25 protein-coding genes are annotated in these 26296 nt (G+C 62.1%); 14 read left to right on the forward strand and 11 right to left on the reverse strand.

Features of this window, described 5'->3' with window-relative positions:
• Positions 1 to 63: 63 nt before the first annotated feature.
• Positions 64 to 294 (forward strand): DUF4160 domain-containing protein, encoded by a 231-nt coding sequence (locus ACZ9IU_RS10605; RefSeq protein WP_038542755.1) that lies wholly within the window; start codon positions 64 to 66, stop codon positions 292 to 294.
• On the forward strand, positions 284 to 742 hold the full coding sequence (locus ACZ9IU_RS10610) for a DUF2442 domain-containing protein (RefSeq protein WP_038542757.1): 459 nt from the start codon (positions 284 to 286) through the stop codon (positions 740 to 742). Before ACZ9IU_RS10605 ends, ACZ9IU_RS10610 begins: the two co-directional genes overlap by 11 nt.
• Here the strand turns inward: ACZ9IU_RS10610 and mobB are convergent.
• Genes mobB through ACZ9IU_RS10630 form a run of 4 tightly spaced genes read right to left on the reverse strand, consistent with a single transcriptional unit; the run spans position 739 to position 4068 of the window.
• The gene (gene mobB, locus ACZ9IU_RS10615; RefSeq protein ID WP_038542760.1) at positions 739 to 1251 is read right to left on the reverse strand and encodes a molybdopterin-guanine dinucleotide biosynthesis protein B; all 513 of its coding nucleotides are present in this window, start codon (positions 1249 to 1251) and stop codon (positions 739 to 741) included. The genes ACZ9IU_RS10610 and mobB overlap by 4 nt on opposite strands.
• Positions 1248 to 1886, reverse strand: coding sequence for a molybdenum cofactor guanylyltransferase MobA (gene mobA, locus ACZ9IU_RS10620; RefSeq protein WP_038542762.1), 639 nt, complete (start codon positions 1884 to 1886; stop codon positions 1248 to 1250). The genes mobB and mobA overlap by 4 nt, the downstream gene beginning before the upstream one ends.
• Positions 1886 to 3112, reverse strand: coding sequence for a multidrug effflux MFS transporter (locus ACZ9IU_RS10625; RefSeq protein WP_038549145.1), 1227 nt, complete (start codon positions 3110 to 3112; stop codon positions 1886 to 1888). The genes mobA and ACZ9IU_RS10625 overlap by 1 nt, the downstream gene beginning before the upstream one ends.
• A gap of 50 nt (positions 3113 to 3162) precedes the next feature.
• Complete coding sequence (locus ACZ9IU_RS10630) at positions 3163 to 4068, reverse strand: DMT family transporter (protein ID WP_038542764.1); 906 nt, start codon at positions 4066 to 4068, stop codon at positions 3163 to 3165.
• A 277-nt stretch (positions 4069 to 4345) separates the two neighbouring features.
• On the opposite strand from ACZ9IU_RS10630, the gene ACZ9IU_RS10635 reads away from it, so the two are divergent.
• Positions 4346 to 6907 carry a methyl-accepting chemotaxis protein gene (locus ACZ9IU_RS10635; protein ID WP_038542766.1) on the forward strand — a complete coding sequence of 854 codons (2562 nt, stop codon included), beginning with the start codon at positions 4346 to 4348 and terminating at the stop codon, positions 6905 to 6907.
• Positions 6908 to 6918: 11 nt separating this feature from the next.
• On the opposite strand, the gene ACZ9IU_RS10640 is transcribed toward ACZ9IU_RS10635, so the two are convergent.
• Positions 6919 to 7797: a LysR family transcriptional regulator gene (locus ACZ9IU_RS10640; protein WP_038549147.1), complete on the reverse strand. Its 879-nt coding sequence runs from the start codon at positions 7795 to 7797 to the stop codon at positions 6919 to 6921.
• A 129-nt stretch (positions 7798 to 7926) separates the two neighbouring features.
• Here ACZ9IU_RS10640 and ACZ9IU_RS10645 point away from each other — a divergent pair, with 129 nt between their 5' ends.
• Positions 7927 to 9273 (forward strand): lactonase family protein, encoded by a 1347-nt coding sequence (locus ACZ9IU_RS10645; protein WP_038542768.1) that lies wholly within the window; start codon positions 7927 to 7929, stop codon positions 9271 to 9273.
• A 45-nt stretch (positions 9274 to 9318) separates the two neighbouring features.
• On the opposite strand, the gene moaA is transcribed toward ACZ9IU_RS10645, so the two are convergent.
• On the reverse strand, positions 9319 to 10308 hold the full coding sequence (gene moaA, locus ACZ9IU_RS10650; RefSeq protein ID WP_258719313.1) for a GTP 3',8-cyclase MoaA: 990 nt from the start codon (positions 10306 to 10308) through the stop codon (positions 9319 to 9321).
• A gap of 221 nt (positions 10309 to 10529) precedes the next feature.
• Here moaA and ACZ9IU_RS10655 point away from each other — a divergent pair, with 221 nt between their 5' ends.
• A complete protein-coding gene (locus ACZ9IU_RS10655; RefSeq protein ID WP_038549149.1) occupies positions 10530 to 10904 on the forward strand; it encodes a gamma-butyrobetaine hydroxylase family protein in 375 nt (124 codons plus the stop codon).
• On the opposite strand, the gene ACZ9IU_RS10660 is transcribed toward ACZ9IU_RS10655, so the two are convergent.
• Positions 10905 to 11384, reverse strand: coding sequence for a MarR family winged helix-turn-helix transcriptional regulator (locus tag ACZ9IU_RS10660; RefSeq protein WP_038542772.1), 480 nt, complete (start codon positions 11382 to 11384; stop codon positions 10905 to 10907).
• Positions 11385 to 11431: 47 nt separating this feature from the next.
• On the opposite strand from ACZ9IU_RS10660, the gene ACZ9IU_RS10665 reads away from it, so the two are divergent.
• The 4 genes from ACZ9IU_RS10665 (at position 11432) to ACZ9IU_RS10680 (ending at position 14354) form a co-directional block, all read left to right on the forward strand.
• Complete coding sequence (locus ACZ9IU_RS10665) at positions 11432 to 12373, forward strand: alpha/beta hydrolase (protein ID WP_038542775.1); 942 nt, start codon at positions 11432 to 11434, stop codon at positions 12371 to 12373.
• A 70-nt stretch (positions 12374 to 12443) separates the two neighbouring features.
• Entirely contained in the window at positions 12444 to 13052 is a 609-nt protein-coding gene (locus tag ACZ9IU_RS10670; protein ID WP_038542777.1) for a pyridoxamine 5'-phosphate oxidase family protein, read from the forward strand.
• Positions 13053 to 13174: 122 nt separating this feature from the next.
• Positions 13175 to 13564 carry a hypothetical protein gene (locus ACZ9IU_RS10675; protein ID WP_038542779.1) on the forward strand — a complete coding sequence of 130 codons (390 nt, stop codon included), beginning with the start codon at positions 13175 to 13177 and terminating at the stop codon, positions 13562 to 13564.
• On the forward strand, positions 13548 to 14354 hold the full coding sequence (locus tag ACZ9IU_RS10680; protein WP_038542781.1) for a M15 family metallopeptidase: 807 nt from the start codon (positions 13548 to 13550) through the stop codon (positions 14352 to 14354). The genes ACZ9IU_RS10675 and ACZ9IU_RS10680 overlap by 17 nt, the downstream gene beginning before the upstream one ends.
• Positions 14355 to 14361: 7 nt before the next feature.
• Here ACZ9IU_RS10680 and ACZ9IU_RS10685 read toward each other — a convergent pair whose 3' ends face one another.
• Positions 14362 to 15432, reverse strand: coding sequence for a GGDEF domain-containing protein (locus ACZ9IU_RS10685; RefSeq protein ID WP_038542783.1), 1071 nt, complete (start codon positions 15430 to 15432; stop codon positions 14362 to 14364).
• Positions 15433 to 15725: 293 nt separating this feature from the next.
• Positions 15726 to 17117, reverse strand: a complete 1392-nt coding sequence (gene fumC / locus ACZ9IU_RS10690; RefSeq protein WP_038549151.1) for a class II fumarate hydratase — start codon at positions 17115 to 17117, stop codon at positions 15726 to 15728.
• Between the two features lie 382 nt (positions 17118 to 17499).
• Between fumC and ACZ9IU_RS10695 the strand changes: the two genes are divergently transcribed.
• The gene (locus ACZ9IU_RS10695; protein ID WP_051899707.1) at positions 17500 to 19437 is read left to right on the forward strand and encodes a L,D-transpeptidase family protein; all 1938 of its coding nucleotides are present in this window, start codon (positions 17500 to 17502) and stop codon (positions 19435 to 19437) included.
• A 56-nt stretch (positions 19438 to 19493) separates the two neighbouring features.
• On the opposite strand, the gene ACZ9IU_RS10700 is transcribed toward ACZ9IU_RS10695, so the two are convergent.
• Entirely contained in the window at positions 19494 to 20195 is a 702-nt protein-coding gene (locus ACZ9IU_RS10700; RefSeq protein ID WP_038542787.1) for an HAD family hydrolase, read from the reverse strand.
• 188 nt (positions 20196 to 20383) lie between these two features.
• Here ACZ9IU_RS10700 and rpiA point away from each other — a divergent pair, with 188 nt between their 5' ends.
• From rpiA to gor, 3 genes are all read left to right on the forward strand, one after another.
• Positions 20384 to 21079: a ribose-5-phosphate isomerase RpiA gene (gene rpiA, locus ACZ9IU_RS10705; RefSeq protein ID WP_038542788.1), complete on the forward strand. Its 696-nt coding sequence runs from the start codon at positions 20384 to 20386 to the stop codon at positions 21077 to 21079.
• 18 nt (positions 21080 to 21097) lie between these two features.
• The gene (locus tag ACZ9IU_RS10710) at positions 21098 to 21790 is read left to right on the forward strand and encodes a DUF2059 domain-containing protein (protein WP_038542790.1); all 693 of its coding nucleotides are present in this window, start codon (positions 21098 to 21100) and stop codon (positions 21788 to 21790) included.
• 117 nt (positions 21791 to 21907) lie between these two features.
• Complete coding sequence (gene gor, locus ACZ9IU_RS10715; protein WP_038542792.1) at positions 21908 to 23296, forward strand: glutathione-disulfide reductase; 1389 nt, start codon at positions 21908 to 21910, stop codon at positions 23294 to 23296.
• Between the two features lie 25 nt (positions 23297 to 23321).
• Here gor and ACZ9IU_RS10720 read toward each other — a convergent pair whose 3' ends face one another.
• Positions 23322 to 24659 carry a TadE/TadG family type IV pilus assembly protein gene (locus ACZ9IU_RS10720; protein ID WP_051899708.1) on the reverse strand — a complete coding sequence of 446 codons (1338 nt, stop codon included), beginning with the start codon at positions 24657 to 24659 and terminating at the stop codon, positions 23322 to 23324.
• Between the two features lie 260 nt (positions 24660 to 24919).
• Here ACZ9IU_RS10720 and ACZ9IU_RS10725 point away from each other — a divergent pair, with 260 nt between their 5' ends.
• Positions 24920 to 26293, forward strand: a complete 1374-nt coding sequence (locus ACZ9IU_RS10725) for a class II 3-deoxy-7-phosphoheptulonate synthase (RefSeq protein WP_038542794.1) — start codon at positions 24920 to 24922, stop codon at positions 26291 to 26293.
• Positions 26294 to 26296 lie beyond the last annotated feature (3 nt).

Consider the following 26296-nt stretch of genomic DNA (forward strand, 5'->3'; position numbering starts at 1 on the left):
TTTTTTGCACCTTGAAATAGTGCGCATAATGCACTATTTTTGATGGCGCCGCGGGGATGGGTGATGCCGACTATCGTAAAACTCGGAAATCTGAAGATCCAGATTTTTGCCGGCGATCACCATCCACCTCATTTTCATATCGTTACGCCGGATCACGAAGTCCTGGTCCGTCTATCCGACTTGGAAATTCTTGCGGGCTCCATCGATCGGCGAAGCCTGGAACGCGCATTGGTTTGGGTACGGGAAAACAGGAAGGTGTTGAATGAAGCCTGGGAGCGCCTCAATGAAAGGTGAAGAGATCGTCACCGTTGGTGGACCTTTGCCGAGGATAGCGGACGCCGATGCGCTCGACGGGCGTAAGGTGAGAATTGTCTGGGAAGATGGAGAGACGAAGGTCGTCGATCTGGCGCCCGCACTGGAAAACCGCCGCATCTACATTCCGCTTCGACACGACGATGATCTCTTTCGGCAGATGCAGGTCAGCGAATATCGCAACGCATTGGAATGGCCGGGGGAGGACCTTGAATTCTCGGCGGTATGGCTCGCCGCGTTACCGCCGGTCACATTCGACAACGATGATTTTCGCACCGCTATGGATAAGCTCGGCATGACATTGGACGGCATGGCGTCGGCCTTGGAGATCTCGCGCCGGCTCGTTGCCGACTACCGCAAGAACAAGCCTATTCCTCGCCATGTCGCGCTTGCGACACGCTATCTTGTAGAACACCAGGGCAAGGCTTAGGGGCTAAGCCCCGTCACCTGTGCGATGAAATCGGCAATCGCGTTCGTGTCGTCGAGATCGAAGACGGGGAGGGTGGCGTCGGTGACCGGATGGTCGGCGGCGATGGCGACGATGTGGGGATCGCTGGGCGCTAGCGGTTCGCGGTTGTTCGCCTCGAGGCGGCGGGCTTCGATCTTCGGGACAGGTTCGCGTTTGTAGCCCTCGATCAGCACCAGATCGCAGGGGGCCAGGCGGGAGAGGATTTCCTCGAAGCTCGGTTCCGGCGCGCCGCGCAACTCGTGCATGATCGCAAAACGCGTACCGGAAACGATCGCCACTTCGTGGGCGCCGGCGGCGCGGTGGCGGAAGGAATCGGCACCCACCTTGTCGATGTCGAAATCGTGGTGGGCGTGCTTGATCGTCGAGATCGCATAGCCGCGGCGGGTAAATTCCGCCACCAGCCGCACCGCCAGGCCTGTCTTGCCGGAATTTTTCCAGCCGGAAATGCCAAAGACGCGGGGAGAGGTCATGAAAGCTCCTCGGCGAAACGACGCGCCTCTTGAAGATCCTCGGGCGTGTTGATGTTGAAGAAGGGATCGAGCAGCCCCTGGCGCGTCTCGACCATCGGGAATTCGACGGTCGCCACGCGGTGACGTTCGAGGAAAGCCTTGATCCGCCGATTGTCGGGATCGGAGAGCCGGGTTTCCAGATCACTGGTGATGGAAACCGGCCAGAGCCCGAAGACCGGATGATCGCGGCGGTCCGAAGCGGCGATAACGATCGTGTTCGGATCGCCCGCCTCAGCTTCGAGCCGGGGCACGAGGTCGGCGGGTATAAAGGGACTGTCGGAAGGGACGGTGAGGAGATGCGTTGCTTCAACGCCGCGGGCCTGGATGTCGCGCAGGCCGGCGAGCACGCCGGCGAGCGGGCCGATCTGGCCGGGAACCGGGTCCGGCAGCAGGCGCAAACCGAGCGGATTGGGGAAACCCATCGGTGCGTTGAGGGTGATTTCCGAGATCTGGGGTGACAGCCGCCGCACCACATGGGCGAGGATCGTGTCGTTTCCGATGGTGAGAAAAGCCTTGGCGGTGCCCATGCGGCTCGATTTTCCGCCGGCAAGGATCAGGCCGGGAGGTTTGTCGGGGGGAGCGGCGGGTGCTGTCATCAGTCGTCGTCCTTGGTCGGGATCGCGCCTTCGCGGCGGTCGATCTGCCGGACATAGACGGTGGCGACGAGCGCAAGGATGGTCGTCACGCCCATGACGACGAGAAGCGGCATGGCGCCGCCTTCGTCCTTCAGCACCGTTGCGGCAAGGGTCGAAAGTGCGGCACCGCCACCGACGGTGATCGCGCCGCCGAGCCCGGAAGCCGAGCCCGCAAGATGCGGCCGGACGCTGACGATGCCGGCATTCGAGCTTGGAAGGGTGAGGCCGTTGCCAACGCCGGTGAGCGCCAGCGGTGCGAAAAAGGCAAGGGGCCAAGGCGCTTCTGCGGCGAGGAATACGGCGGTGATAAGGACGCCGACCAGGCTGACCACGCTGCCGGAGATCATCATCGTCATCGTGCCGAAATGGCGGGTGTAGCGACCGGAAATAAAGTTGCCAATCATGTAACCGGCGGCGATCAGGAAGAACTGCGCGCCGAGCATGGTCGGAGAGAGGTGATAGATCGCCGTGCCGACGAAGGGTGCGCCGCCGAGGAACGAGAAGAACACGCCTGACGAGAAGGTCGAGGTGAACGTATAGCCCCAGAACCGGCGCGAGCGGAAAAGGTCCGGCCAGCTGCGGAACTGGGCGATGAAGCTGGTGGCCGGCAGGTGGTTCGTTTCGCCGAGATCGGTGAAGACGAGCGTCAGGGTCAACAGGCCGAGGCCGAGCATCAAGGCGAAATTCGCTTCCCAGCCGAACATGTCGTTGAGCGCCCCGCCGATCGTCGGGCTGATCATCGGCACCAGCGACATGCCCATGGTGACGTAGGCGATCATCGAGGCGGCGCTCTCCATCGGCACCGTGTCGCGGATGATCGCCCGCGGCAGGACGAAACCTGCAACGACCGCGGTCTGCAGCAGCCTTCCGATCATGAACACGGTGACGTTTGCGGCTACCAGGCAGATTACGGTGCCGACCAGCATGATCAGGATGCTGCCGATCATCACGCGGCGGCGGCCGAAGAGGTCGGAAAGCGGACCAAGCACCAGCTGCAGCACGGCGGTGCCGGCGATATAACCGGATACGGCCAGCTGCATGACGGCATATTCGGTACCGAAATGGGTCGCCATAGCGGAAAGCGACGGCAGGAAGACGTTGAGCGAGAGGGCGGCAAGTCCGGCGCAGACGACGAGCGTCAGGATATGGGGCGGGGTTCGTCTGTCCAGAAATCGGCTTTGCTGCACGTCGTCTTGTCCTTTCACGCTGCCTTTCGGCTCTTTCATCCGGCCGGTCGTCAGGCAGGCGGGGCGGCGGCTGCCTTGCCGGTGGCGATGCCCTGCCGCTTACGTTCGCGATAGAAGGTATAGAGGCCGGAACCGATAATGACGGCCGCGCCCACCAGCATATAGGCGTTCGGACGTTCGCCGAAGGCGAAAATGCCGATGGCCAATGCCCAGAGCAGACCGGTATAGCGGAACGGCGCAATGAAGGAGATCTCGCCTGTCCGCATCGATTGGATGACGGCCTGATAGCCTGCGAACACCATCACCGAAGCAATCGCCAGATGCCCGAGCGCATAGGTGCTGACCGGCTGCCAGCCGCCCATCGGCACGACAAGGATCGCCCCGAGAATAGTGTTGGCGAGCGACGTGAAGAGCGTCACCGTCAGCGAAGGAATGTCGGCCTGGATGCGCTTGGTGGTGAGATCGCGGCATGCCGTGCAGCAGCAGGCGATGACGGCGAGCACCGCGGCCGGCGTGAAGCCTTCCGGACCCGGGCGGATGATGATCAGAACGCCGAGGAAGCCGATGCCGATCGCCGTCCAGCGCCGCCAGCCGACAGGCTCGCCGAGGAAGAGGGCAGCGCCTAACGTCACGGCAAGCGGCAGCGCCTGCATGATCGACGAAATGGCGGCGAATTCGATATGGGCAAGTGCCGAGAGGAAGGACAGGGTGGCGCCAAGCTCGAACAGGGTGCGCAGCAGCACCAGTGGATGCATGACCGCCTTGGCCGAAAGGGTCACGCCCATGTAGCGCGCCACACAGTAGATCAGCACCGTCGCCATGACGCCGCGCACGGCCATGATCTGGGGGATGCTGAGCTCCGAGGTGACCGACTTGACCAGCGCATCGTTGCAGGTGAAAGCCGCCATGGCGAGCGACATGAATAATGCGCCCCGCGAATTTTCAGACCATGCCATCTGCGAGATTCCTCCGGTATCCGGTCTCTTAAAGCAACGACTTACGCATCGCCAGCCTGATTGCCTCCCGGGCGGTACTCTTTTGGGTAGCGACGGGAAATTTCAATATCCGACACAGTGTAATAATATGATTTGTAAGGGTCCCGAATTAACCGTTGTTCAACCGAATTTGACGATTGTGAAAGCCATTCATTCCCGCATGACGCTGGGATCGTGCCGTTGCTGTTTCGCGAATGCGCTGACGCGAAGCCGCTTCTGGTTTGCAGTTGGGGGAAAAATGTCTTTCATCGATCGTCTTCTTCAGAGCCGTAGGATCGTCACCAAGGTCCTTCTTTTTGTCATCCCGCTGGTCCTTTTGATCGCCGGGGTAGGCCTTGCGGGTTATTATACGGCCAGCATGCTGAACGGTCATATGACGGTGACGCGTGCGACGATCGAGAACATCGGCGACTTCGAAAATCTCCAGGCGGTTCTCCAGGAATTCAACGGCAAGCCCGACAATGCATCGCTTGCAGCCCTGAAGGCGGCCATCGACAAACAGGAGAGCGGCGTCCGCGTGCTCGGCGGGCTGCTCGTGACAGCCGGGGACCGCGAGCGCATCGCCGTCGTGACCGGGCTTGCGCCCAGGATGCGCGCCGATACGGACATGCTCTGGAAGATAAAACAGAGGCGCGACGAAAACGCCGCAGCGCTCGACGACAGCATCGACAATGTCCGTACCGTCGCGACAGGGGTTTCCGATCAGGTCGCCAACGTCCGAAAGCAGTTCGAAGGCAAGGAAAAGTTCGCCAAGGGCATGGTGCTGGAAGCCTATGCCTACAAGGCGATCGCCGAACAGATCGGCGAGCTTCGCAATTCCGTCAAGGAGACCGGTACCGACGACGGCGCGATCAGCACCGCCGACATGTATCTCGGCATTCTGGACAAGACCTTCCAGGAAGTTCAGGCCTTCCTCACCCCGAACGGTATCAAACAGCTGAAGCCGATCAACGATGCGATCGCTGCTCTTGCTGCCACCATCAAGGGCAATCAGGACGTTGCGGAAAAGGCAAAGGCGGTGCGTGACACCGTTTCCGGCATGGAGACGTTCCAGGCCAAGATGGAAGCGGAAGTCACCAGCAAGGCCGGCAACGCGGCCAGCCGTTTCGCCAGCATCGAGGGCGAAGTCGCCAGCCTGCGCACGCTTCTCGACCGTAGTGCCGAATCGCTGCGCCTGATCGACGCCATGCAGCTCTACGTCGAGCGGCTGCGCGCCAACCAGACGGAGGACGCGCGCAAGGTCGTCCTCGACGTCATGGCAAAGCTGAAGGCCGCCAGCGCGGAAGTCTCCGAACTCGCCAGAAATCCTGCCATGCGCGAATTCTCGACCACGCTTCAGCCCCGCCTGAAGTCGATCGAGGAGGATACCGCCAAGCTTCTGTCCATTGCCGCCGAATGGAAAAAGGCCCGCGCCGCCGCCGCCGAAACTCTGACGGGCGGCATGGCCGGCCTCAAGAATTTCGTGGCCCAGGCCCAGGAAGTCGGCAAGGAGGACAGCGAGCGTTCCGCCCAGCTGTCGCTGATCGCCATGGTGGTCGGCACGCTGCTCGCCATTGCCGGCGGCCTGATGCTGGTGGAAACGCTGCGCGGCCCGCTGCGTCGCGTTACCGAAGTGATGAAGCGGCTCGCGGACGGCGATCTCGAGGTCAAGATCGAAGGCCGCGAACGTGGCGACGAGATCGGCGACATGGTTCGCTCGGTCACCGTCTTCCGCGATGCAGCCGTCGAAAATGTCCGCCTCGAGCAGGATGCCGCTGCAGCCCGCGAACTCTCGACCGCAGAGTCCGAGCGCCGCGCCTCCGAGCGTGCCCGCATTGCCGGTGAGCAGCGCCAGGCGCTGACGGCGCTCAACGACATGCTCGGCAAACTCGCCGAGGGCGACCTCGAGCGCAGCATGGATGAAAACCTGCCGGAAGACTTCATCGAGATGGCGCGCACCTACAACCAGGCCGTCGAGGCGCTCCGTGCCACGCTCGCCGACGTGCGCTCGACCGCTGAAGAAATCGACGGCGGCACCGGCAATCTGGCCGCTTCGGCGGACGATCTTGCCCGCCGCACGGAACAGCAGGCGGCAGCGCTCGAACAGAGCTCGCGTGCATTGCGCCATCTGAGCGAAATCGTCCGCTCGACGGCCGAAAGCGCCAAGCAGACATCCGTGTCGGTCAACGAGACGGAAGATTTCGCGGTTCGCTCCGGCGAGGTCGTATCCCGCGCGGTCGATGCCATGGGCGAGATCAGCCGTTCCTCCGAAAAGATCGCGACCATCATCGGGGTTATCGACGAGATCGCCTTCCAGACCAACCTTTTGGCGCTGAATGCCGGCGTCGAGGCGGCCCGTGCCGGCGAAGCAGGCCGCGGTTTTGCGGTCGTCGCCCAGGAAGTCCGCGAACTGGCACAGCGCTGCGCCGGTGCTGCCCGCGAAATCAAGGGCCTCATTTCGGCAAGCTCCACACAGGTCAGCAACGGCGTGCATCTGGTCGAGGAGACGGGTACGGCACTCACCGAGATCATCACGCACATCACCGATGTCCGCAAACTGGTGTCCCAGATTTCTGCGGCGACCGGCGAGCAGTCGACCGGCATCAACGAAGTCACCAAGGCGGTTCAGGAGGTCGAGCTGATCACCCAGCGCAACGCGGCGATGGTCGAGGAAAACAACGCCGAGATCCACGGCCTGCGCCAACGTGTGGAGACGCTGTCAGAGAAGATCGAGCGCTTCAAGACGCGCGATCCGAACATCAGCTTCCATGCCGGCGCCAACGAACGCCGCTCGGGCTTCCGCCGCAGCGACGCTGCCTGAAGTCCGGACAGTCAGGCAAGCGCCGAGACCGTTTCGAGGAAGCGCTGCCCGATTGCGGAAAGCTGCGGTTTCAACCAAGACGCCGCCATCGGCAACGATGGCGGCGTCGGTGTGACCGGCCGGAAAACGACGCCGGGACGCGGCAGGCGAGACAGGCCGCCTGTGACGAACCCCATTCCGACCCCCGCCGCCACCAGGCCTGCAAGTGTGGTCATGGGTGTAACCTCCTGCACGACGCGCGGGCTGATGCCCTGGTCCCGGAAGAGAGCGATGACCCTGTCGTAGATGCTCGGTCCGATGGAGCGGGGTGCGAGAAGAAAAGGTTCGCCCGCTAGGTCGGAGAGCCGGATCTCGGTTCGCACTGCAAGCGGGTGGCTTTCCGGCAATGCCAGGACGAGATGCTCGGCCGGCAGTTCATGGATCGCGAGTTCCGGATTGGCGAGCGGCGGATGCAGGACCGCCAGATCGATCGTTCCCGTCATCAATGCGGTTTCGAGTGATGGGGAATTGAGTTCGACAAGCTCTATCTCGACCTGCGGATAGCGCTTCCGGAATGCCTGCACCGCTTCCGGCAGAATGCCGTAGAAGGCGATGACCGTGAAACCCAGCCGCAGCCGGCCGACTTCGCCCCGAAACGCCCGTAGAGCCTGCTGCCGGGCAACGTCGGCATTTTCGATCGCCCGGCGGGCGGGTTCGAGGAACGCCTGGCCGGCCGGCGTCAGCGCGACGCTGCGGCGATCGCGCGCAAAGAGGTCCGTGCCGATCTCCAGCTCGAGGGCGCGGATGCGCTGGCTGAGCGAGGGCTGGGTGAGGTGCATCCTCTCGGCAGCCCGGCGGAAATGCAATTCTTCGGCGACCGCCACGAAGCAAGCCATGGAGCGAATATCCATCGACATTCCTGATGTATTTTGCCTATCACAGATAATGGAATTCCGATTGGAACTCTATCAGACTGGACCCTATCCTCCCTTCAGGCAATAGGCGGCAGATGACGCCGCTTCTCGGAAGGAGAATGGATCATGAAGGCTTTGGCTTTTCTCGCGGGCACGGCCCTTTCGTTGGTTACCGTGGCGTCCGGTACCGCAGCTGCGCAATCGGCCGATATCCTCGGCGCGATATCGGCCGGTCGCGTCGCCGTCATCTCCGACGGCGACTATCTGGCGCGCACCTATGCCGATTCCGTACTGGCTCCGAAGGAGGCCGGGCACAGGGACGTGCTCACCATTCTTTCGATAGCCAATGGCCGCGTGACGAGAGGTTCGCTCCCCGTCTCGAACTCGGTGACGGCGGCGCCCGAAATCCTGGAACTGACGCCGGACGGCAGCACGGCATTCGTGACCGAACGATTGGGCGAGCAGCCGGATGGCGGCCGAGCGGTCAGGGATCTGCCGCCCGGCAGGCGGCTGTTTGCCGTCGATCTCTCCGACCCATCGATGCCGAAGCTTGCCGATACGGTGGAGATCGGCATCAATCCGGAGGCGTTGGCCGTCAGCCCGGACGGGCAGCGGGTGGCGGTCATCTCCAACACCGCCGATGCGGCCCTGCTTCAGATCGTCGAATTTGCCGATGGCCAATTCGGTGAGGTCGCCCGCTTCGATCTGGCCGAACTCGGCATAACCGGATCGCTGGACGCTCCGCGGGGCGGCGTGACGGCGACCAATGTGCAATGGCATCCTTCCGGGCGGTTTCTGGCGGCCAATATCAACACGCAGAACCGTGTCGCGTTCTTCGAATTTGCCGATAGCGATCAGAAGCCTGCCTTGCAGCCCTGGGGAAATAGCGTGGAGGTGGGCAGGGATCCCTTTGTCGGCCGCTTCACGCCGGATGGCCGCCATTATCTGACATCGAACTGGGGGCGCGATTTCACTGCGACCAGCCTCGACGGTCGCATCCCGAATGCGTCCTCCACCATGACCGTCGTCCGGCTGGCGGATCCCGAGGCGTCCGAAGCCCGGCACGAGCGGTTGATGACGGTCGACACCGGCGTTTCGGCCGAGGGAATGGCGGTGAGCCCGGATGGCCGGCTTGTCGCGACGATCAACATGCGCGGCACGTCCTTCCCGCCCGGTTCTCCGCGTCATGGCCGCGAGGCGGCCGTATCGCTTCTGACGTTCGATCCGGGCGCGGGCAGGCTGCACAAGGTTGGCGACTATACGTTCGAGGGCGTATTGCCTGAAGGCGGAACCTTCGACCTGACAGGCGATCACCTTCTCGCAACCGTTTTCGAGGGACATGAAGGTGCAGGCCCCGAGGCCGGGGCAGGGCTTGAAGTCTTCAGGGTGATGAGGGGCACTACACCGTCGCTGCAGCGGATCGGGCGAGTGCCCTTGCCGCACGGAGTGCATCATGTCGATATTTCGCAATGATCCCGGCTGCGGCAGCCGCCGCGACGCTTGCCGCCGGCGCGGACATCACCCGCCGGTGACGCTCATGTGGCGGGCGACCGCGGGGCGTTTGTGGGTGCGGTCGATGATGAAATCGTGGCCCTTGGGCTTGCGGGTGATCGCCTCATCGATCGCGGCTGACAGGTAGTCGTCGTTCTCGGAAGCGCGCAGCGCGGTGCGGAGGTCAGCCGCGTCGTTCTGGCCGAGGCACATGTAGAGCGTGCCGGTGCAGGTGAGACGCACGCGGTTGCAGCTCTCGCAGAAATTATGGGTCATCGGCGTGATGAACCCTAAACGTCCGCCGGTTTCCTGGACTTCGACATAACGGGCAGGGCCGCCTGTCTTGTAGGGGATTTCGGTCAGTGTGAACTGTTCTTCGAGATCGGCGCGCAGTTTCGACAACGGCAGGTACTGGTCGGTGCGGTCCTCGTCGATCTCGCCCATCGGCATCGTCTCGATGACCGTCATGTCCATGCCGCGGCCATGCGCGAAACGCAGCATGTCGGCGATCTCGAATTCGTTGAAATCCTTTAGCGCCACGGCATTCAGCTTGATCTTCAGCCCGGCCTTCTGGGCGGCGTCGATGCCTTCCATGACCTTGTGGTAATCGCCCCAGCGGGTGATCGCCTTGAATTTTTCCGGGTTCAGCGTGTCGAGCGAAACATTGATGCGGCGCACGCCGCTGTCGTAAAGTTCGTCGGCGTATTTTGCCAGCTGCGACCCGTTCGTCGTCAGCGTCAGTTCGTCGAGAGCGCCGGCCTTGACGTGCTGGCCGAGCTCACGCACCAGGAACATGATGTTCTTGCGCACCAGCGGCTCGCCGCCAGTCAGGCGAATCTTGCGGACTCCCTTGGAAATGAAGGCGGAACAGAGCCGGTTGAGCTCTTCCAGCGTCAGCAGGTCCTTTTTCGGCAGGAAGGTCATGTTTTCCGCCATGCAATAGGTGCAGCGGAAGTCGCAGCGGTCGGTGACCGAGACACGCAGATAGGTGACCGCACGGCCGAACGGATCGATCATCGGTGCCTGGTCGGCGATGATCGGCGCTGCTCCTCCGACCGGTCCTGCGAAACTGTTCACGTGATAATCTCCCTTACCCGGAAAGTGGGGGTTTCGAGCCGTCGCGTCAAGTGTATGACATCGATCCAGATAGTACAGCGACGGACGCAAAACCGCTTGCGGCGAAACGCCGTAGCTCATAATCCTCCGCCAGGCATATGACAATCGGGAGCCTGAAAAGCATGAGCGACATCTGGCCGACGGAACTTAGGGTCTCCAAGGACCGCCACACGCTGAACGTCACCTTCAGCGACGGCGCGGCCTATCCCTTGTCGGCGGAAACGATGCGCGTACTGTCGCCTTCGGCGGAAGTGCAGGGTCATGGTCCCGGCCAGCAGGTGACCGTGCCAGGTAAGCGCAACGTCGGCATTGCGGCGATCACTCCGGCCGGCAATTACGCCGTGCGGATCCGTTTCGACGACGGCCACGACAGCGGCATCTTCACCTGGCCTTACCTGCGCGAACTCGGCGAGCGAGGCGCCGAGCTGTTTGCCGACTATGAGCGCAATCTGGCCGAAAAGGGTCTGTCGCGCGATCCGCCGCAACGGACGCGGTGATCACACTGGTTCGCGGCTGTCCTCACGGACCTCCGACTGCAGGGTGGCAATCAGCCGCTCCATCGATTCGGCCATCGCCATGCATTGATCCAGCGGCTCGGAGGAGAGCGTACGCTCGATCAGCGCCGTCTGGATGCCCATCGCTGCTTCCGTCACCGCACGGCCTTCCTGGGTCAGGTAGAGGCGCAAGACGCGCTTGTCCTTGCTATCGCCGCGTCGCTCGATCAGCCCGCGCTTTTCCATCTGCGGCAACGCCATGCTCATGTTGGAACGTCCCACCAGCAGCTTGCGGGCAAGCTCCTGCTGCGAAATCCCTTCGAAACGGTAGAGATTGATCAGGATGTCGAGATGCGGCGGCTTGATGTCGAGTTCGGCGAGCTCGCGGGTCAGCACGGTTTGCATCAACTGGCAGGCGCGGGCGACAGCAATCCAACTGCGAAAACGCGGATGATCCCAGGGGAGGGATTGATTTTTGTTCATGGTTGTACTTTATTGTTCAATATTGAACATTATCGGGTTTTCTCACTATGTCATCCTTTGCACTCAAGGTCACCCGTTTCGCATTTGCCGTCCCCGGACGGCTTTTTCCCGATACCGCGGCCAAGCTCGCCTTTCGGCTCTTCTGCCTGACACCCTCGCGCCGTCCTAGAGGCGGCAAGGCTCTGGCGATGGAGAACGAGGGACGCGAACGGCTCGCGGCCACCCAGAAAATCCCGCTCACTGTCGGAAAATCGACGGTGATGGCCTATCGCTTCAACGGCGACGGCAAGCCCGGCCGGCCCCGTTACCTGGTCGTGCACGGCTGGGGTTCCAATGCCGCCTATATCGCCGCCCTGCCTGCGGGCCTGGCCGAAAACGGCGCCGAGGTCGTGGTGCTCGATTTTCCTGGTCACGGGCTTTCCAGCGGCCGCAGCCTCAACATGCGACAGGCCGTCGAGGCGATCGTTGCGGCGGAGAACCGGTTTGGCCATTTCGACGCAGCAGTCGGTCATTCGTTCGGCGGTGCGAGCATGATGCTCGCTGCTGGCGGGGTGATGAAAGACGTCGGCATGATCTCGCCCTCGAAACTGGTGGTTATCGGCGCGCCGAGCCATATCCATTGGCTGTTCGACGACTTTTCGCGGATGGTCGGCCTGCCGCCGCGCGTCAAGGCGCTGCTGATTAGGCGGGCGGAAAAGGTAGCCGGTGCCTCGCTCGACGACTTCGATACGGTTGCGAGCGCCGCTCGGTTGGGGACGCCCCTGCTGGTGGTGCATGCCGAGGAGGACAAGGAGGTCGCCGCCGGCCACGCCCGCCGCTTCGAAGGGCTTGCCACGGCGCGGCTCGAATGGGCGAACGGGCTCGGACATCGCCGTATCGTCAGCGATCGCGGGGTGGTCGAGACCATCGCCGCCTTCCTGACGGGCGATGGCCGGCCGTTGCGCGAAACCTCCATCGTCGACAAGCCCGGCAACGACGCCGCTGCTTGATCCACAGGGGACGTCATCATAGTGTCGCCCGCGCGGGCTAAGGCCCGCCGATACCGGAAGGGGGCGAGCCATGACCATCATCACATCCGTCGAGGAACTGAAGGCGATCTATGACGGCGTCTCGGAAGCTTCGCTCGCCAAGGTGACGAAGACGCTGACCACGGAATACCGGCAGATGATCGAGGCTTCGCCCTTTGTCGCCTTCTCGACCGTGGGGCCGGAAGGGCTCGACTGCTCTCCGCGCGGCGATCTTGGCGGGGCGGTGCGTATCCAGGACGATGCAACCCTGCTTCTGCCCGACTGGCGCGGCAACAACCGCATCGATTCGCTGATCAACATCGTGCGCGACCCGCGCGTGGCGTTGATGTTTCTCGTCCCCGGTTCGAACACTGCGATGCGCGTCAACGGCCGCGCCGTGATCTCGGTGGAGCCTGCGCTGCTCGAAAGCTTCGAGATGGACGGCCGGCATCCGCGCAGCGTCACGGTCATCACCATAAACGAGGTCTATTTCCAGTGCGCCCGCGCTCTGATGCGCGCCGAGATCTGGAACCCGGAGCATTTCGTCGACCCGAAGAGCCTGCCGACGCCCGGAACGCTCCTGAAGGCGGCCAAGGCCGATTTCGACAAGGATACCTACGACCGCGAATGGCCGGAGCGTGCCGCCAAGACGATGTGGTAGATAGCGCGCCGGCGTTTTCTTCGTGAAGAAGACGTCCATCGTCGGGGGCCTCATGGACATTTTCAGCGCTCGAGGCAACAATCGAATCGACCCGCCACAGGGGACGGGGCACGGGGGACTTTATGAAGTTTGGAACCGGCTTTGCAGCGGTGATCCTGGCTGCGACGATGTTCGGCGCCCAAGCGGCGCGGGCCGACCAGTTGATCGAGGAATATACGGCCTTCATCGGCGAGGCCGACCTGTACAATTCCAACAATGTGCGCCTGCAGGAGCCGTGGCAGATCATCCGCCAGGACCGCGCAAATTTTCATCGCTTCGGCGTCTCGCAACGCGGTGACCAGAGCGACAGCTTCTTCGCCGACGCTGGCAATCGGGAACTCGTCGAGCGCATGATCAGCCGCGGCACCATCGACCGGGCCGCCCGCAACGCCGTCGTTCGCGGGAATGTCATGATCAATGTGCAGATCTTTCGAGGGCCCCGCGGCGATTACGTCAATGTCCTGGTCTACTGACAGGCAGTTCCTCCGGTCGGCGGCCGTGATGCTGTCGATCCTCGTCTGCGGCCCAGGCGAGGCGCGCGAATTGCGCCTGGAGGAGAAGATCGCGGCCCTCGTGAAGGCCTATCCCGACATGATCGAGGCCAGCCGCGACGGCAGGTTGATCATGAAGGAGGGCGCGCCGATTCCGATCGACGACGGGATCAGGCGCAGCCATGCGCAAATGCTGGCCGAGGGCGATGTCGAGGACAGCCTGTCTCAGGCATATCGGCCCGGCTCGTGCGAATACCGCCCGCCGGTCGATTCCGATCCGGGCCGCATCCGCAGCGACGACTTGATGAAGCGCCTTTATGGCGCGAGTGCCAATGCCGTGCAGTCGAGCCTTGTCCCGGTCGCATGGTTCGGAGAGACGTTGCGGGTCACCAGCCGTAACGGGGTCGACAAGGCGCTCGCCGCCGTCCGCGAAGAGCTTGCCGCCGACCCGGGCCTGAAAACCTACCTGACGCCGTCGGCCGGCGTCTTCAACTGGCGCAAGGTTGCGGGACAGACCAATCTCTCGGTCCACAGTTTTGGCGCGGCGCTCGATCTCAACACGAAACACGCCGATTACTGGCTGTGGTCGGGAGGCAAGCCCGGCAATGTCCCGAACTACAAAAACCGCTTTCCGATGAAGATCGTCGCGGCATTCGAGCGCCATGGCTTTATCTGGGGCGGTCGCTGGTATCACTACGACACCATGCATTTCGAATACCGTCCGGAGCTGCTGGCCATCGCCGGCGCCGCCGGCGTCTCGGCCTGCGACTGAGGGAAATCTACTTCCTGTAGATCAGCCAGCTCTTGCCGACATAGTCCTTCTTCATGCTGTCATCGAAGAAGACTGAGCGGTTCCGGCCGGCGTTCTTGGCATTGTAGAGCGCCGTATCGGCATTGGCGTAGAGCTCGCCGGGATCACTCGCCTGCGAACCCATTGCAAAGCCGAGCGAGATGGTGACCGGGCCGTAGTCGATGCCGGAGCGTGAATTGCGGAAGATCCGGGTTTCCAGCGCGCGGCGGACCCGCTCGCAGATGATCATCACTTCTTCCGGCGTGTTGCCTTCGACGATGATCGCGAATTCCTCGCCGCCGGAGCGGGCGACGAAGACATCCTTGCGGACATTCGAGCGGATCACGGAAGCAACCGTCGCGAGGATCTTGTCGCCGACCGGATGGCCGTAGCTGTCGTTGATCTTCTTGAAGTTGTCGATATCGGCCAGCACCAGTGCGGTGACCGGCAGCAGGGCCATATTGTCGTAAGTCGCCGCAAGGCGCTCGTCGAAGGCTCGGCGGTTGGCGATCCGGGTCAAAGAATCGGTGTTGGCGATCCGCTTGTATTCGTCGAGTTCCCGCCGGACCTGGTCCATTTCCTGCGAGCGCTGGACGACGCCGCCGACGGTCTTTTCACCATGCGCCATGGTGCTGCCCGTCGCTTCGCTCAGCAGCGCCAGCGCGCTGGTCAGCAGGTCGTTGGAAAAACTGCTCTTGGAGTTGATCCGCTGAGCGGTTTCACCAAGCAGCTTGCCGTAGCTTTCGAGCGAGCTCTGCTCCTGGCGCAACAGTTTCAGGAGGGCGTCCAGTTCGCCAAGAATCCTGGTATGGGCGTCTTCGATGACCGCCACCTGGCCCGTTCCAAGGTAGCGATGCGAAAGTGCGTCCAGCTCCTCCTGCGTGGCACGGCTTCCGAGCGCCGCCAGATCGCGGGTCAGGTCAGGATTGGAGCCGATATAGGCCTCGTAGAAAAGCTGATAGTTACGAGGGATCGGCGCGACGCCCATCGATCGCACCGCATAGATGATCTGGCCGATCAGATCGCTAGATTGCGCTCTCGGCGCTGTTGCCGTCGTCATCGACGATCCCCACTAGATCTCACCTGTATGCTATGAAACGAAGTAGTATGTGAAAAATGTTGGAAAAGAATTAAGGGGTGCGAGCTGAAGAGCTTATTCTTAAATTTATTTCGCATTTCTGAAATACCCGCTTTTACCCTCAAAACTAATGGGTTTACAGACTTCGAGCCCGAAGAAATATTCACCTTTAGAATGTTGATATATTGTCGGAATTAATCATTGTAGGCTGACCGAAAGAGAAAACCCGCCATTCGGGGGGCGGGCCTGCTCGTTATATTGTAAATCAGGTCGCCTTATTTGGGACCGATCATGTTCTCCGGGCGGACATACTGGTCGAATTCCTCGTTCGTCAGGTATCCGCCGCCGACCGCTTCTTCGCGAAGAGTCGTTCCGTTCTTGTGGGCGGTCTTGGCGATCTTGGCGCAGATGTCGTAGCCGAGCCGGGAGTTGAGAGCGGTGACCAGCATCAGCGAATTTTCCACGCCGCGTCTGATATTGTCTTCCCGGGCCTCGATGCCGACGACGCAATTGTCGGTGAAGGAGACCGCGGCGTCGCCGAGCAGCTGCACCGACTGCAGGAAATTATAGGCCATCATCGGATTGTAGACGTTGAGCTCGAAATGGCCCTGGCTGCCGGCGAAGGTGAGCGCCGCGTGGTTGCCGAAGATGTGGGCGCAGACCTGGGTCAATGCTTCCGACTGAGTCGGATTGACCTTGCCCGGCATGATCGACGACCCCGGTTCGTTTTCCGGCAGCGATAGTTCGCCAAGGCCCGCACGCGGACCGGAACCGAGGAAGCGGATGTCGTTGGCGATCTTGAAGAGAGCGGCGGCAGCGGCGTTGATCGCGCCGTGGGCGAAGACCATGGAATCATGCGACGCGAGCGCTTCGAACTTGTTCGGGGCGGTGACGAAGGGCAGGCCGGTGATCTTCGAGATCTCCTCGGCTACCTTTTCGGCAAAGCCGACCGGGGCGTTGAGGCCGGTACCGACCGCCGTGCCGCCCTGAGCGAGCTTGGAGAGCGCCGGCAGCGTCAGTTCGATATTGGCGATCGCCGAGCCGACCTGTGCCGCATAGCCGGAAAATTCCTGGCCGAGCGTCAGCGGGGTGGCGTCCTGCGTATGGGTGCGGCCGATCTTGATGATGTGGGAGAAGGCCTTGACCTTCACGTCCAGCGCTTCGTGCAGATGCTTCAGCGACGGGATCAGGTGGCGCACGATGGTTTCGACGCAGGCGATGTGCATGGCCGTCGGGTAGGTGTCGTTCGACGACTGGCTCATGTTGACGTGGTCGTTGGGATGGACGGGCTTCTTGGAGCCCATCACGCCGCCGAGCATTTCGATCGCGCGGTTGGAGATCACCTCATTGGCGTTCATGTTCGACTGGGTGCCGGAACCGGTCTGCCAGACGACCAGCGGGAAGTGGTCGTCGAGCTTGCCGTCGATGACTTCCTGCGCCGCTTCGACGATGACCTTGCCGATCGCGGCGTCGAGGCCGCCCAGTTCCATGTTGGCGCGGGCGGCGGCCTGCTTGACGATGCCGAGCGCCCGAACGACCGCGAGCGGCTGCTTTTCCCAGCCGATCTTGAAGTTGCCGAGCGAGCGCTGCGCCTGGGCGCCCCAATAACGGTCGCTTGCCACTTCGATCGGGCCAAACGTGTCGGTTTCGGTGCGGGTCGATGCCATCTTCGCTGCCTCTTTTTGCTCGTGGTCGCTGCCGGTGTCTTGAAAGATCAACAACGCGTTACCGCGTCGGAGCCGGCCGGCGGCATTACTATACGATTGCTGAACGTCCGCAAGCCGCCGAAACAGGCTTTTTGGTACGCTTTCGTCGTGCCTTTTATGACACGGACCGCGTAATTATGCAGCAGAATCCGCCCCCTGATGGGGTCCTTGTCGATGGCCGTCAGTAAAAATTTAACGAATAGTTTCTTAACCTTCCGACTGCGCACCGATGCTGTTTTTCGACGGAACTGAAACCCGCCGGACACTCGGGCGTTTCTTTCCATCCCTCGCGCGATCGGTTAGATGGCGTGATACATATTCGAGCCCGCGGATCAGGACGCGGATGCAGGTGACGGGGACGACATTGCAGCACAAACACAAAAAAACTTCGATCGCATTGGCGCTCGTGTCCGGCATCTCGATTTTTACCGGAGCCGCCGTTCCCGCACATGCCGTGACCCTTCTCGATCTCTTGCGTGGTGGTCCTGGGGCAGACCGCCCAAGGCACGCCGATAACGGCCTGCCGGGTGTCGGCGGCAATGCCAGCATGCCGAGCGAGCGCAGTCTCGCCGATCCCGAACCGCTGCCGAAGGTCTCGGGGCCGCGTTATTACACGTATAAGCCGGATGCCGAGCGGGTTGTGAAGACGAGCGCCTTCGCTGCGGCGTCCGCGACGGACGGTACGCGCCTTATCACAGAGGCCAGGGTTTCGGCCCCGCCGGAAATTGCCACCGCTCTCGAAGCCTTCTACGGCAAGGCCGCGGAGCCTCTCTGGGTCACCGCCGGCGACGTCAATGACAAGGCGAGGGGCGTTCTGTCGCTCTTCGAGCGTGCCGGCGAATACGGGTTGGAACCGGCCGACTACATCTTGCCGGCCCCGGCGCTGACCACCGCAAGCGTTGCCGCGCCCGCCGATGCGGCAACGCCCATCAATGTTTCGGCAACGACGTCGGCACCGGTTTCCGCCGCCGACAGCCACGACCGCGCCCTCATGCAGTTCGAACTGGCGCTGTCGGAAAAGGTGCTGATGTTTGCGCAGGACATGGTGCGCGGCCGTATCGATCCGAACAAGGTATCCGGCTACCACGACTTCAAGCGCAAGGACGTCAAGCTTTCCCTCGTCCTGCCTTTCGCGCAGACCGGAACCGATGTCGCAGCCTATCTCCAAGGCCTTGCGCCGCAGGGTCCCCAATTCCAGGCGCTGAAGGCAGAGCTCGCGACGCTGCGCGCCGCCGCCGCCAACGACAGTCCGCGCATTTCGCTGCCGGACGACATTCTCCTGAAGCCGGGCAAGAGCAGCCCGGATATGGCGAGCATCATCGCCGCCATCCAGCATACCGGTTCCGAAGCGCTGAAGACCAAGCATGCGGCGACGCTGACGGCCTACCAGCAGACCCCGGACTACACGCCCGAGCTCGTCGAGGTCGTCAAATCCTTCCAGGCCGAAGTCGGCCTCAAGGCGGACGGCGTCATCGGCAACGCGACGGTGCGCAAGATGGTCGGCCACACGTCGAAGGACAAGATCGAGAAGGTCGAAGTCGCCATGGAACAGGCGCGCTGGCTGCCGGACGATCTCGGCCAGCGTTACGTCTTCATCAACCAGCCGGCCTTCATGGTCTATTATCATGACCGCGGTGCTGAACAGTTTTCGATGCGCGTCGTGGTCGGCGGCAAGGCCAATCAGACCTATTTCTTCCAGGACGAGATCGAAACGGTCGAGTTCAACCCCTATTGGGGCGTTCCGCAGTCGATCATCATCAACGAGATGCTGCCGCACCTGCGCCAGGATCCGAGCTATCTCGACCGGATGGGTTACGAGGTGTCGATCGGCGGAAAGGCGGTGCCGTCGAGCAGCGTCAACTGGTTCGGCTCGACCGACAAGATTTCCGTGCGCCAGCCGCCGTCGGGCGACAACGCACTCGGCGATCTGAAGATCCTCTTCCCGAACAGCCATGCGATCTACATGCATGACACGCCGTCGAAGAGCTTCTTCCAGCGCGACATGCGGGCACTGAGCCACGGGTGCGTACGTCTTGCCGAACCGCGCAAGATGGCCGCCGCCGTGCTCGGCACGACGATCGACGACGTGAACGGCCGGATTGCCGCCGGCCAGAACGTCGCCACCAAGGTACCGGTAAAGATCCCGGTCTATGTCTCCTACTTCACCGCCTGGCCGAACAAGGACGGCAAGGTCGAATATTTCGACGACGTCTATGGTCGTGACGATGCGACGGTGAGAGCCTTTGCCGCGACAACCAAGGTTCGTGCGGCCCAGAGCTGAGCTTTCTGCCGGGATCGAGTTTGGCTTGCAGAAGAAGGCGGCCTCGTGCCGCCTTTTTACGTGGCTGCCGCCACCCGCTTCACATCGGCCGAAATCAGCGTTTCCACCATTTCCACGGTCAGCTCGTGATAACCGCCGATCACCCGGTCCGGGTTGAGCGTATCGACGGCGACGTCGGAATAACCGAAGCTCACGGCGATCGAGGCAATTCCGGCATTTTGCGCGGCGAGAATATCGTTGACGCTGTCGCCGATCATCACGCTCGTCGCGGGGTCGCCGCCGGCCCGTTCGATGGTGCCGAAAATATGCCGGGCATCCGGCTTGCGGACGGCAAAGGTGTCGCCGCAGGTCATCGCGACAAAGCGATCCAGAAGGCCGAGCTTTTCAAGAAGCGGGAAGGCGAGCCGTTCGGACTTGTTGGTGCAGACGGCGAGCCGCATGCCGGCGGCCGACAGGCGGCCGAGACATGCAACGACATCGTCGTAGGGGCGGCTTCGGCCCGGCATCTCCGCCTCATAATGCTCCATATAGCGGTTGAACAGCCTGGCCGCGGTCGGCTCGTCGAGCGGAACTCTGCGCAGTTCGAAGGCGCGGCGGATCATGACGCGTACGCCCTGGCCGACGAGATGCGTGAGGTCCTCGAACGTCACCGGCTGCAGGCCGACGTCCTCGATCGTATAATTGAGGCTGTCGATCAGATCCGGTGCGGTGTCGATCAGCGTGCCGTCGAGGTCGAAAATGACGAGTGGAGCGGTCAATGGAACCTCGTGAACGTCGTTCGGGGGATGTCCCGGATTACGCAATGCTGCCGTGAAATGCAAATATGCGAGATTCGCCCACCTTCGTAAAACCCAAGGCTTCGTAAAACCCGCCGTGAGGGGACTTTCGTTTGCCGGGAGACGCGTGTAAACAGCGGGTCGGCGAAACAGCGGGGAGCTTTTGGCGGATGGACGCCCGGGAAATGAAAGTCAAGGCGGCGCAAGCGGCACTGGCCTATGTCGAGGACGGCATGAGGCTTGGTATCGGCACCGGTTCGACGGCGGACGAATTCGTCAGGCTACTCGCCGAAAAGGTTCACGAGGGCTTCAAGGTCGAAGGCGTGCCGACGTCCGAGCGTACCGCGCGGCTCTGCGTCGAGCTCGGTGTCCCGCTGAAATCGCTCGACGAGCTTCCGGAGCTCGATCTGACGATTGACGGTGCCGACGAAGTCGATGCCAACCTGACCCTGATCAAGGGCGGCGGCGGTGCGTTGCTGCGCGAAAAGATCGTCGCCGCGGCGTCTGCCCGCATGATCGTGATCGCCGACGAAAGCAAGCTCGTCGGCATGCTCGGGGCCTATCCGCTGCCGATCGAAATCAATCCCTTCGGTCAGACGGCGACCCAGATCGCGATCGAAAAGGCCGCCTCCAGATTGGGGTTGAGCGGCGAGTTGAAGCTGCGTAAATCGGGGGCAGATGTCTTCACGACGGATGGTGGCCACTACATTTTCGACGCATCTTTTGGCCGCATTCCTGATGCAGACGCTCTGTCAGCGGAGCTGAATTTCATTCCCGGTGTCGTGGAACACGGGCTGTTCATCCATATGGCGTCCTTAGCGATCATTGCCGGTGAGGCTGGAGCGCGGACGCTCGAGGCGAAGTAAACTAGGAGCAACAAACTCATGATCAGATTCGCGGTTCTCGGCCGTGCCGCCGCTGTGGCTATCCTCTTCTCCGGCGCCTTCACGGTATCGGCTCGCGCACAGGAAGTTTCGGAAGCCCAGCTTGCCGCTGCACGCGATGCGATCGCGTCGCTCAACGTTACGGATCGCTACGACAACATCCTGCCCAACCTGGCGGAGCGTCTGAAGGCTCAGTTCATCCAGGCCTCTCCCAACTTCCAGGGGCAGATCTCCAACGTCGTCGACGAGCAGGCACTCGTGCTTGCGCCGCGCCGTGCCGATCTGGAGAAGGAAGCCGCGACCATCTACGCCAAGAGCTTCTCGGTCGACGAACTGAAGTCGATCTCCACCTTCTTCAACACGGAAACCGGCAAAAAGCTGCTGACCAACCAGCCGCTCGTCAGCCGCGAACTGACCAAGGCCGCTGAAATCTGGGCAAACGGGGTTTCCCGCGACCTGACGAACCAAAGTTCCGAAAAGCTGCGCGGCATCATCGATGCAAACCCGATCAAGCCGCCGGTCGTCGATCCGGCTCCTGCGGAAGCACAGGCCGCACCCGCGCCGGCAAAGCCTGCACCGGCCAAGCCCGCCGCTGCGCCTGCGGCCAAGCCCGCTGCTCCGGCCGCGACCGCTCCGGCCAAGCCCGCTGCTCCGGCTGCCAAGCCGGCTCCGGCTCCTGCACCCAAACCCTGATCGATCCCTCGATCCGCTGAATTTTATGGAAGCCCGGAACAATCCGGGCTTTTCCTTTTGGGGTTCCCGTCCCTATATGTGAGCCACATCCCGCCGCCTGCTCTCAAGGAGAATACCATGACCGCCTATGACTATGATCTCTTCGTGATTGGCGGCGGATCGGGCGGCGTGAGGGCCGGGCGCGTGGCCGCATCGCTCGGCAAGCGGGTGGCGATCGCCGAGGAATATCGTTTCGGCGGCACCTGCGTCATCCGCGGCTGCGTACCGAAGAAGCTCTTCGTCTATGCCTCCCAGTACCACGAGCATTTCGAGGATGCGGTTGGTTACGGCTGGGACGTCGGGGCGAGCACGTTCGACTGGAAGAAGCTGATCGCCGCCAAGGACAGGGAGATCGCCCGCCTTGAAGGCCTCTATCGCAAGGGCCTGGAAAACAACGGCGCCGAAATCCTCGAAACCCGCGCCGAACTGGTCGGCCCCCACACGATCCGGCTCGTGAAGACCGGCAAGACGGTGAGCGCCGAAAAGATCGTCATCGCGACCGGCGGGGCGCCCAACCCGCATGCGGCGCTGCCCGGCCACGAACTCTGCATCTCGTCCAACGAAGCCTTTGATCTGCCGGAACTGCCGCGCTCCATCCTGATCACCGGCGGCGGCTATATCGCTGTCGAATTCGCAAATATCTTCCACGGCCTCGGCGTCGATGTAACCCTGATCTATCGTGGCAAGGAAATCCTCTCGCGCTTCGACCACGACATGCGCCAGGGCCTGCACAAGGCGATGGTCGAGAAGGGTATCCGCATCGTTCTGACCGATGTGATCGAGGAGGTGACCAAGGCGGCAGCCGGTGGACTTGTCGCCAGGACGATGAACGGCGAGACGATCGCCGTCGACACCATCATGCTGGCGCTCGGCCGCGATCCGAACACCACGGGGCTCGGCCTCGAAGCCGCGGGCGTCGAGGTGAACGAGCGTGGCGCCATTGTCGTCGACAGATATTCCCGTACCAGCGTGCCGCATATTTATGCGCTCGGCGATGTCACTGACCGGGTACAGCTGACGCCGGTGGCGATCCACGAGGCGATGTGCTTCATCGAAACGGAGTACAAGGGCAATCCGACCGCTCCGGACCACGACCTGATTGCCACCGCCGTCTTCTCGCAGCCGGAGATCGGCACGGTCGGTCTGTCGGAAGAGGAGGCCGCCAAGCGTTATCCGGAGCTGGAAGTCTACCGCGCCGAGTTCCGGCCGATGAAGGCGACGCTTTCGGGACGGGCTGAAAAAATGATCATGAAGCTGGTCGTCGATGCGCAAAGCCGCAAGGTGGTCGGCGCCCACATCCTCGGCCACGATGCCGGCGAGATGGCGCAGCTTCTCGGCATCTCGCTGAAGGCCGGCGTCACCAAGGACGATTTCGACCGCACCATGGCGGTGCATCCGACGGCTTCGGAAGAACTCGTCACCATGTACAACCCGAGCTACCGGGTGAAGAACGGCGAGCGCGTCTGACGCGCTCCCGGGCTCTGGCGCGGCACTAGCTGGTGATGCGCGGCGTGGCGACGATCTTCAGGAAAAGCGTCTGCATGGCCTGGGTAATGCCCTGCGTCGGGCTGACCTCGAAGAAAAGGCCCGGCGTGGCGCATTCCTCCATCTTGGCGGCGATCGTGCCTTGGAAGGGTGCGACCCAAGCCTTGTAGAAGTCGTTATCGGGCAGTTCCAGATATGTCGTGTAGAGAACTGCGATGCGGATGCCGCGCAGCTTGAGCGCGTCGCAGGCGGTGATGTCGATCGGCTCGATGCAGCGGGTGCCGTTCCTGGCGCCCTTTGGACTGGTGCAGCCCTTCGGCTTGTAGCTGTCTCCAACACCATCGGCCACGAAGAAGACGATCTGTTGCCGGTCGGTATTGCTGGTCCCGTTGCCGGGCACACCTTTGATTTCAGTGTTGATACCCTTCAGCGCGTCGTCGAAACTGGTCTGCTGATCATTATTATAATTCTGGCGTGGAATGCTCATCAGGGTGATCTGGTTGGTCGCCTTGCTGACGTCGCCCAGATTGTAGTCGAGGTTTGCGACCTTGAAGAGCTTCGCATCCATGGCGGTCTTTCCGAAGGTATAGGCGGCCATGCGGAACTGGTTTGCGACCGTCTGGGTATCGGTGGCTTTCGCCATCAGCGCCTTAGTCGCGGCTGCCACCACGTCGATGCGGGTCGTGACGTTGTTGTTCTTGGCGACGTTGTAATAGCTGTTCGGGTCTTCGTCGCCGTTCTCATAGACGATGTGGCAGGCAAAGGCGCAGTCGGCGTTCTCACCTTTGCTGTCACCGAACCGCGTGGCGTATTGCATCTTGGTCACGTCTGCCGGCGTCGCCCCCACGCCCATCGACGGCGTGTTGTCGAGCAGCATGTAGAAGTCGATGAACGAGGGCGTCTGGTATTGCGCGGTCGCCTGGCCGGCAACGGTGATGTCATCCTTGCCGAGGATTGTCATGAAGGTGGTCGGCAAGGTGGCGCTGAATGATACGCGCGAGGTCAGGATACCGTTGGTCTTCACCAGGGCGATATCGACGCTGACGGGCAGGGTGGAAAGCTCACCGGACATCTGGCCGAGGAAGATGCTTCGGGCCTCGGCCGGATCGAGCGCCACGCTTCCATCGCCCTGCAACTGCATAGCCTGGGCGACCGCCTTCGATTTCTCGGCGACCGCGCCGACAGCAGCCGCATCGGCTGCCCCGACGAGCTGTTGCTTGATGGTAAGTGCGTGGCCGAAATCGAGCGCCATACCGGCGGTGCCGATCAGCGGAACCAGCAGCAGCGCGGTCATCACGCCGAAATTGCCGCGGCTATCTTTCCATAGACGTGTCATCGGATGCATCGCCTGCTCCCCAGCAAGAAACTTTCGGCGGAGCGTCGCGCAAATTCGTGAAGTTGTGGCTAAGAACGATATTAAAAACCCGCGCATGTCCCGATTTCACACTGCATGCGATCCGACCGGCTGCTCCGAATATGGCGCGGACGAGTGGCGATGAAAGCGGGCAAAACGGCTATGCAACGGTGCTGTTAAGGTTTATAAGCCGCCTCGATTTTAAAGACTTGCCCGGCGGAGGATGGCCGAGGCTGAAACAGGTGAGCGAGATGGCACAGAATTGGACCCCGAGCAGTTGGCGGCAGAAACCGATCCAGCAGGTCCCGGAATTTCCGGACAAGGCCGCGCTGGCAGCGATTGAAGCCCAGCTCGCCACCTTTCCGCCGCTCGTATTTGCCGGTGAGGCCCGCCGCCTGAAGAAGCAACTCGCCAGTGTCGCGGAAGGCAACGCCTTCCTGCTGCAGGGCGGCGACTGCGCCGAAAGCTTCGTCGAACACGGTGCCGACAATATCCGCGACTTCTTCCGTTCGTTCCTGCAGATGGCGGTCGTGCTGACCTATGGCGCCCAGCTTCCGGTCGTCAAGGTCGGCCGCATCGCCGGCCAGTTCGCCAAGCCGCGTTCGTCCAATGTCGAAATGCAAGGCGGCGTCGAACTGCCGTCCTACCGCGGCGATATCATCAACGGCATCGAGTTCTCGCCGGAGTCGCGCATTCCCGATCCGGAACGCCAGATGATGGCCTATCGCCAGTCGGCCGCGACGCTCAACCTGCTGCGCGCCTTCGCGATGGGCGGTTATGCCAATCTCGAAAACGTTCACAAATGGATGCTCGGTTTCGTCAAGGACAGCCCCCAGGGCGAACGTTACCGCAAGCTCGCCGACCGCATCAGCGAAACCATGGATTTCATGAAGGCGATCGGCATCACTGCGGAAAACCAGCCGAGCCTGCGCGAGACGGATTTCTTCACCAGCCATGAAGCGTTGCTGCTCGGCTACGAAGAGGCTTTCACCCGCGTCGACTCCACCTCGGGCGACTGGTACGCGACGTCCGGCCACATGCTGTGGATCGGCGACCGTACCCGCCAGCTCGACCATGCGCATGTCGAATATTTCCGCGGCATCAAGAACCCGATCGGCCTCAAATGCGGCCCGTCGCTGCAGGCCGACAACCTGATCGAACTGATCGACGCGCTCAACCCGACGAACGAAGCCGGTCGGCTGACGCTGATCTGCCGTTTCGGTTACGACAAGGTCGCTGACTCGCTGCCGAAGCTGATCCGTGCCGTCGAACGGGAAGGCAAAAAAGTCGTCTGGTCCTGCGATCCGATGCACGGCAACACGATCACGCTCAACAGTTACAAGACCCGGCCGTTCGACCGGATCCTGTCGGAAGTCGAAAGCTTCTTCCAGATCCACCGCGCCGAAGGCACCCATCCGGGCGGCATCCATATCGAGATGACCGGCAAGGACGTCACCGAATGCACCGGCGGCGCCCGGGCAGTAACGGCGAGCGACCTGCAGGACCGTTACCACACCCATTGCGACCCGCGCCTCAACGCTGACCAGGCACTGGAACTGGCCTTCCTGCTCGCCGAGCGGATGAAGAGTGGCCGCGACGAAAAGCGGATGGTCGTCAACGGCTGAACC

The organism is Mesorhizobium sp. USDA 4132 (assembly GCF_056279545.1).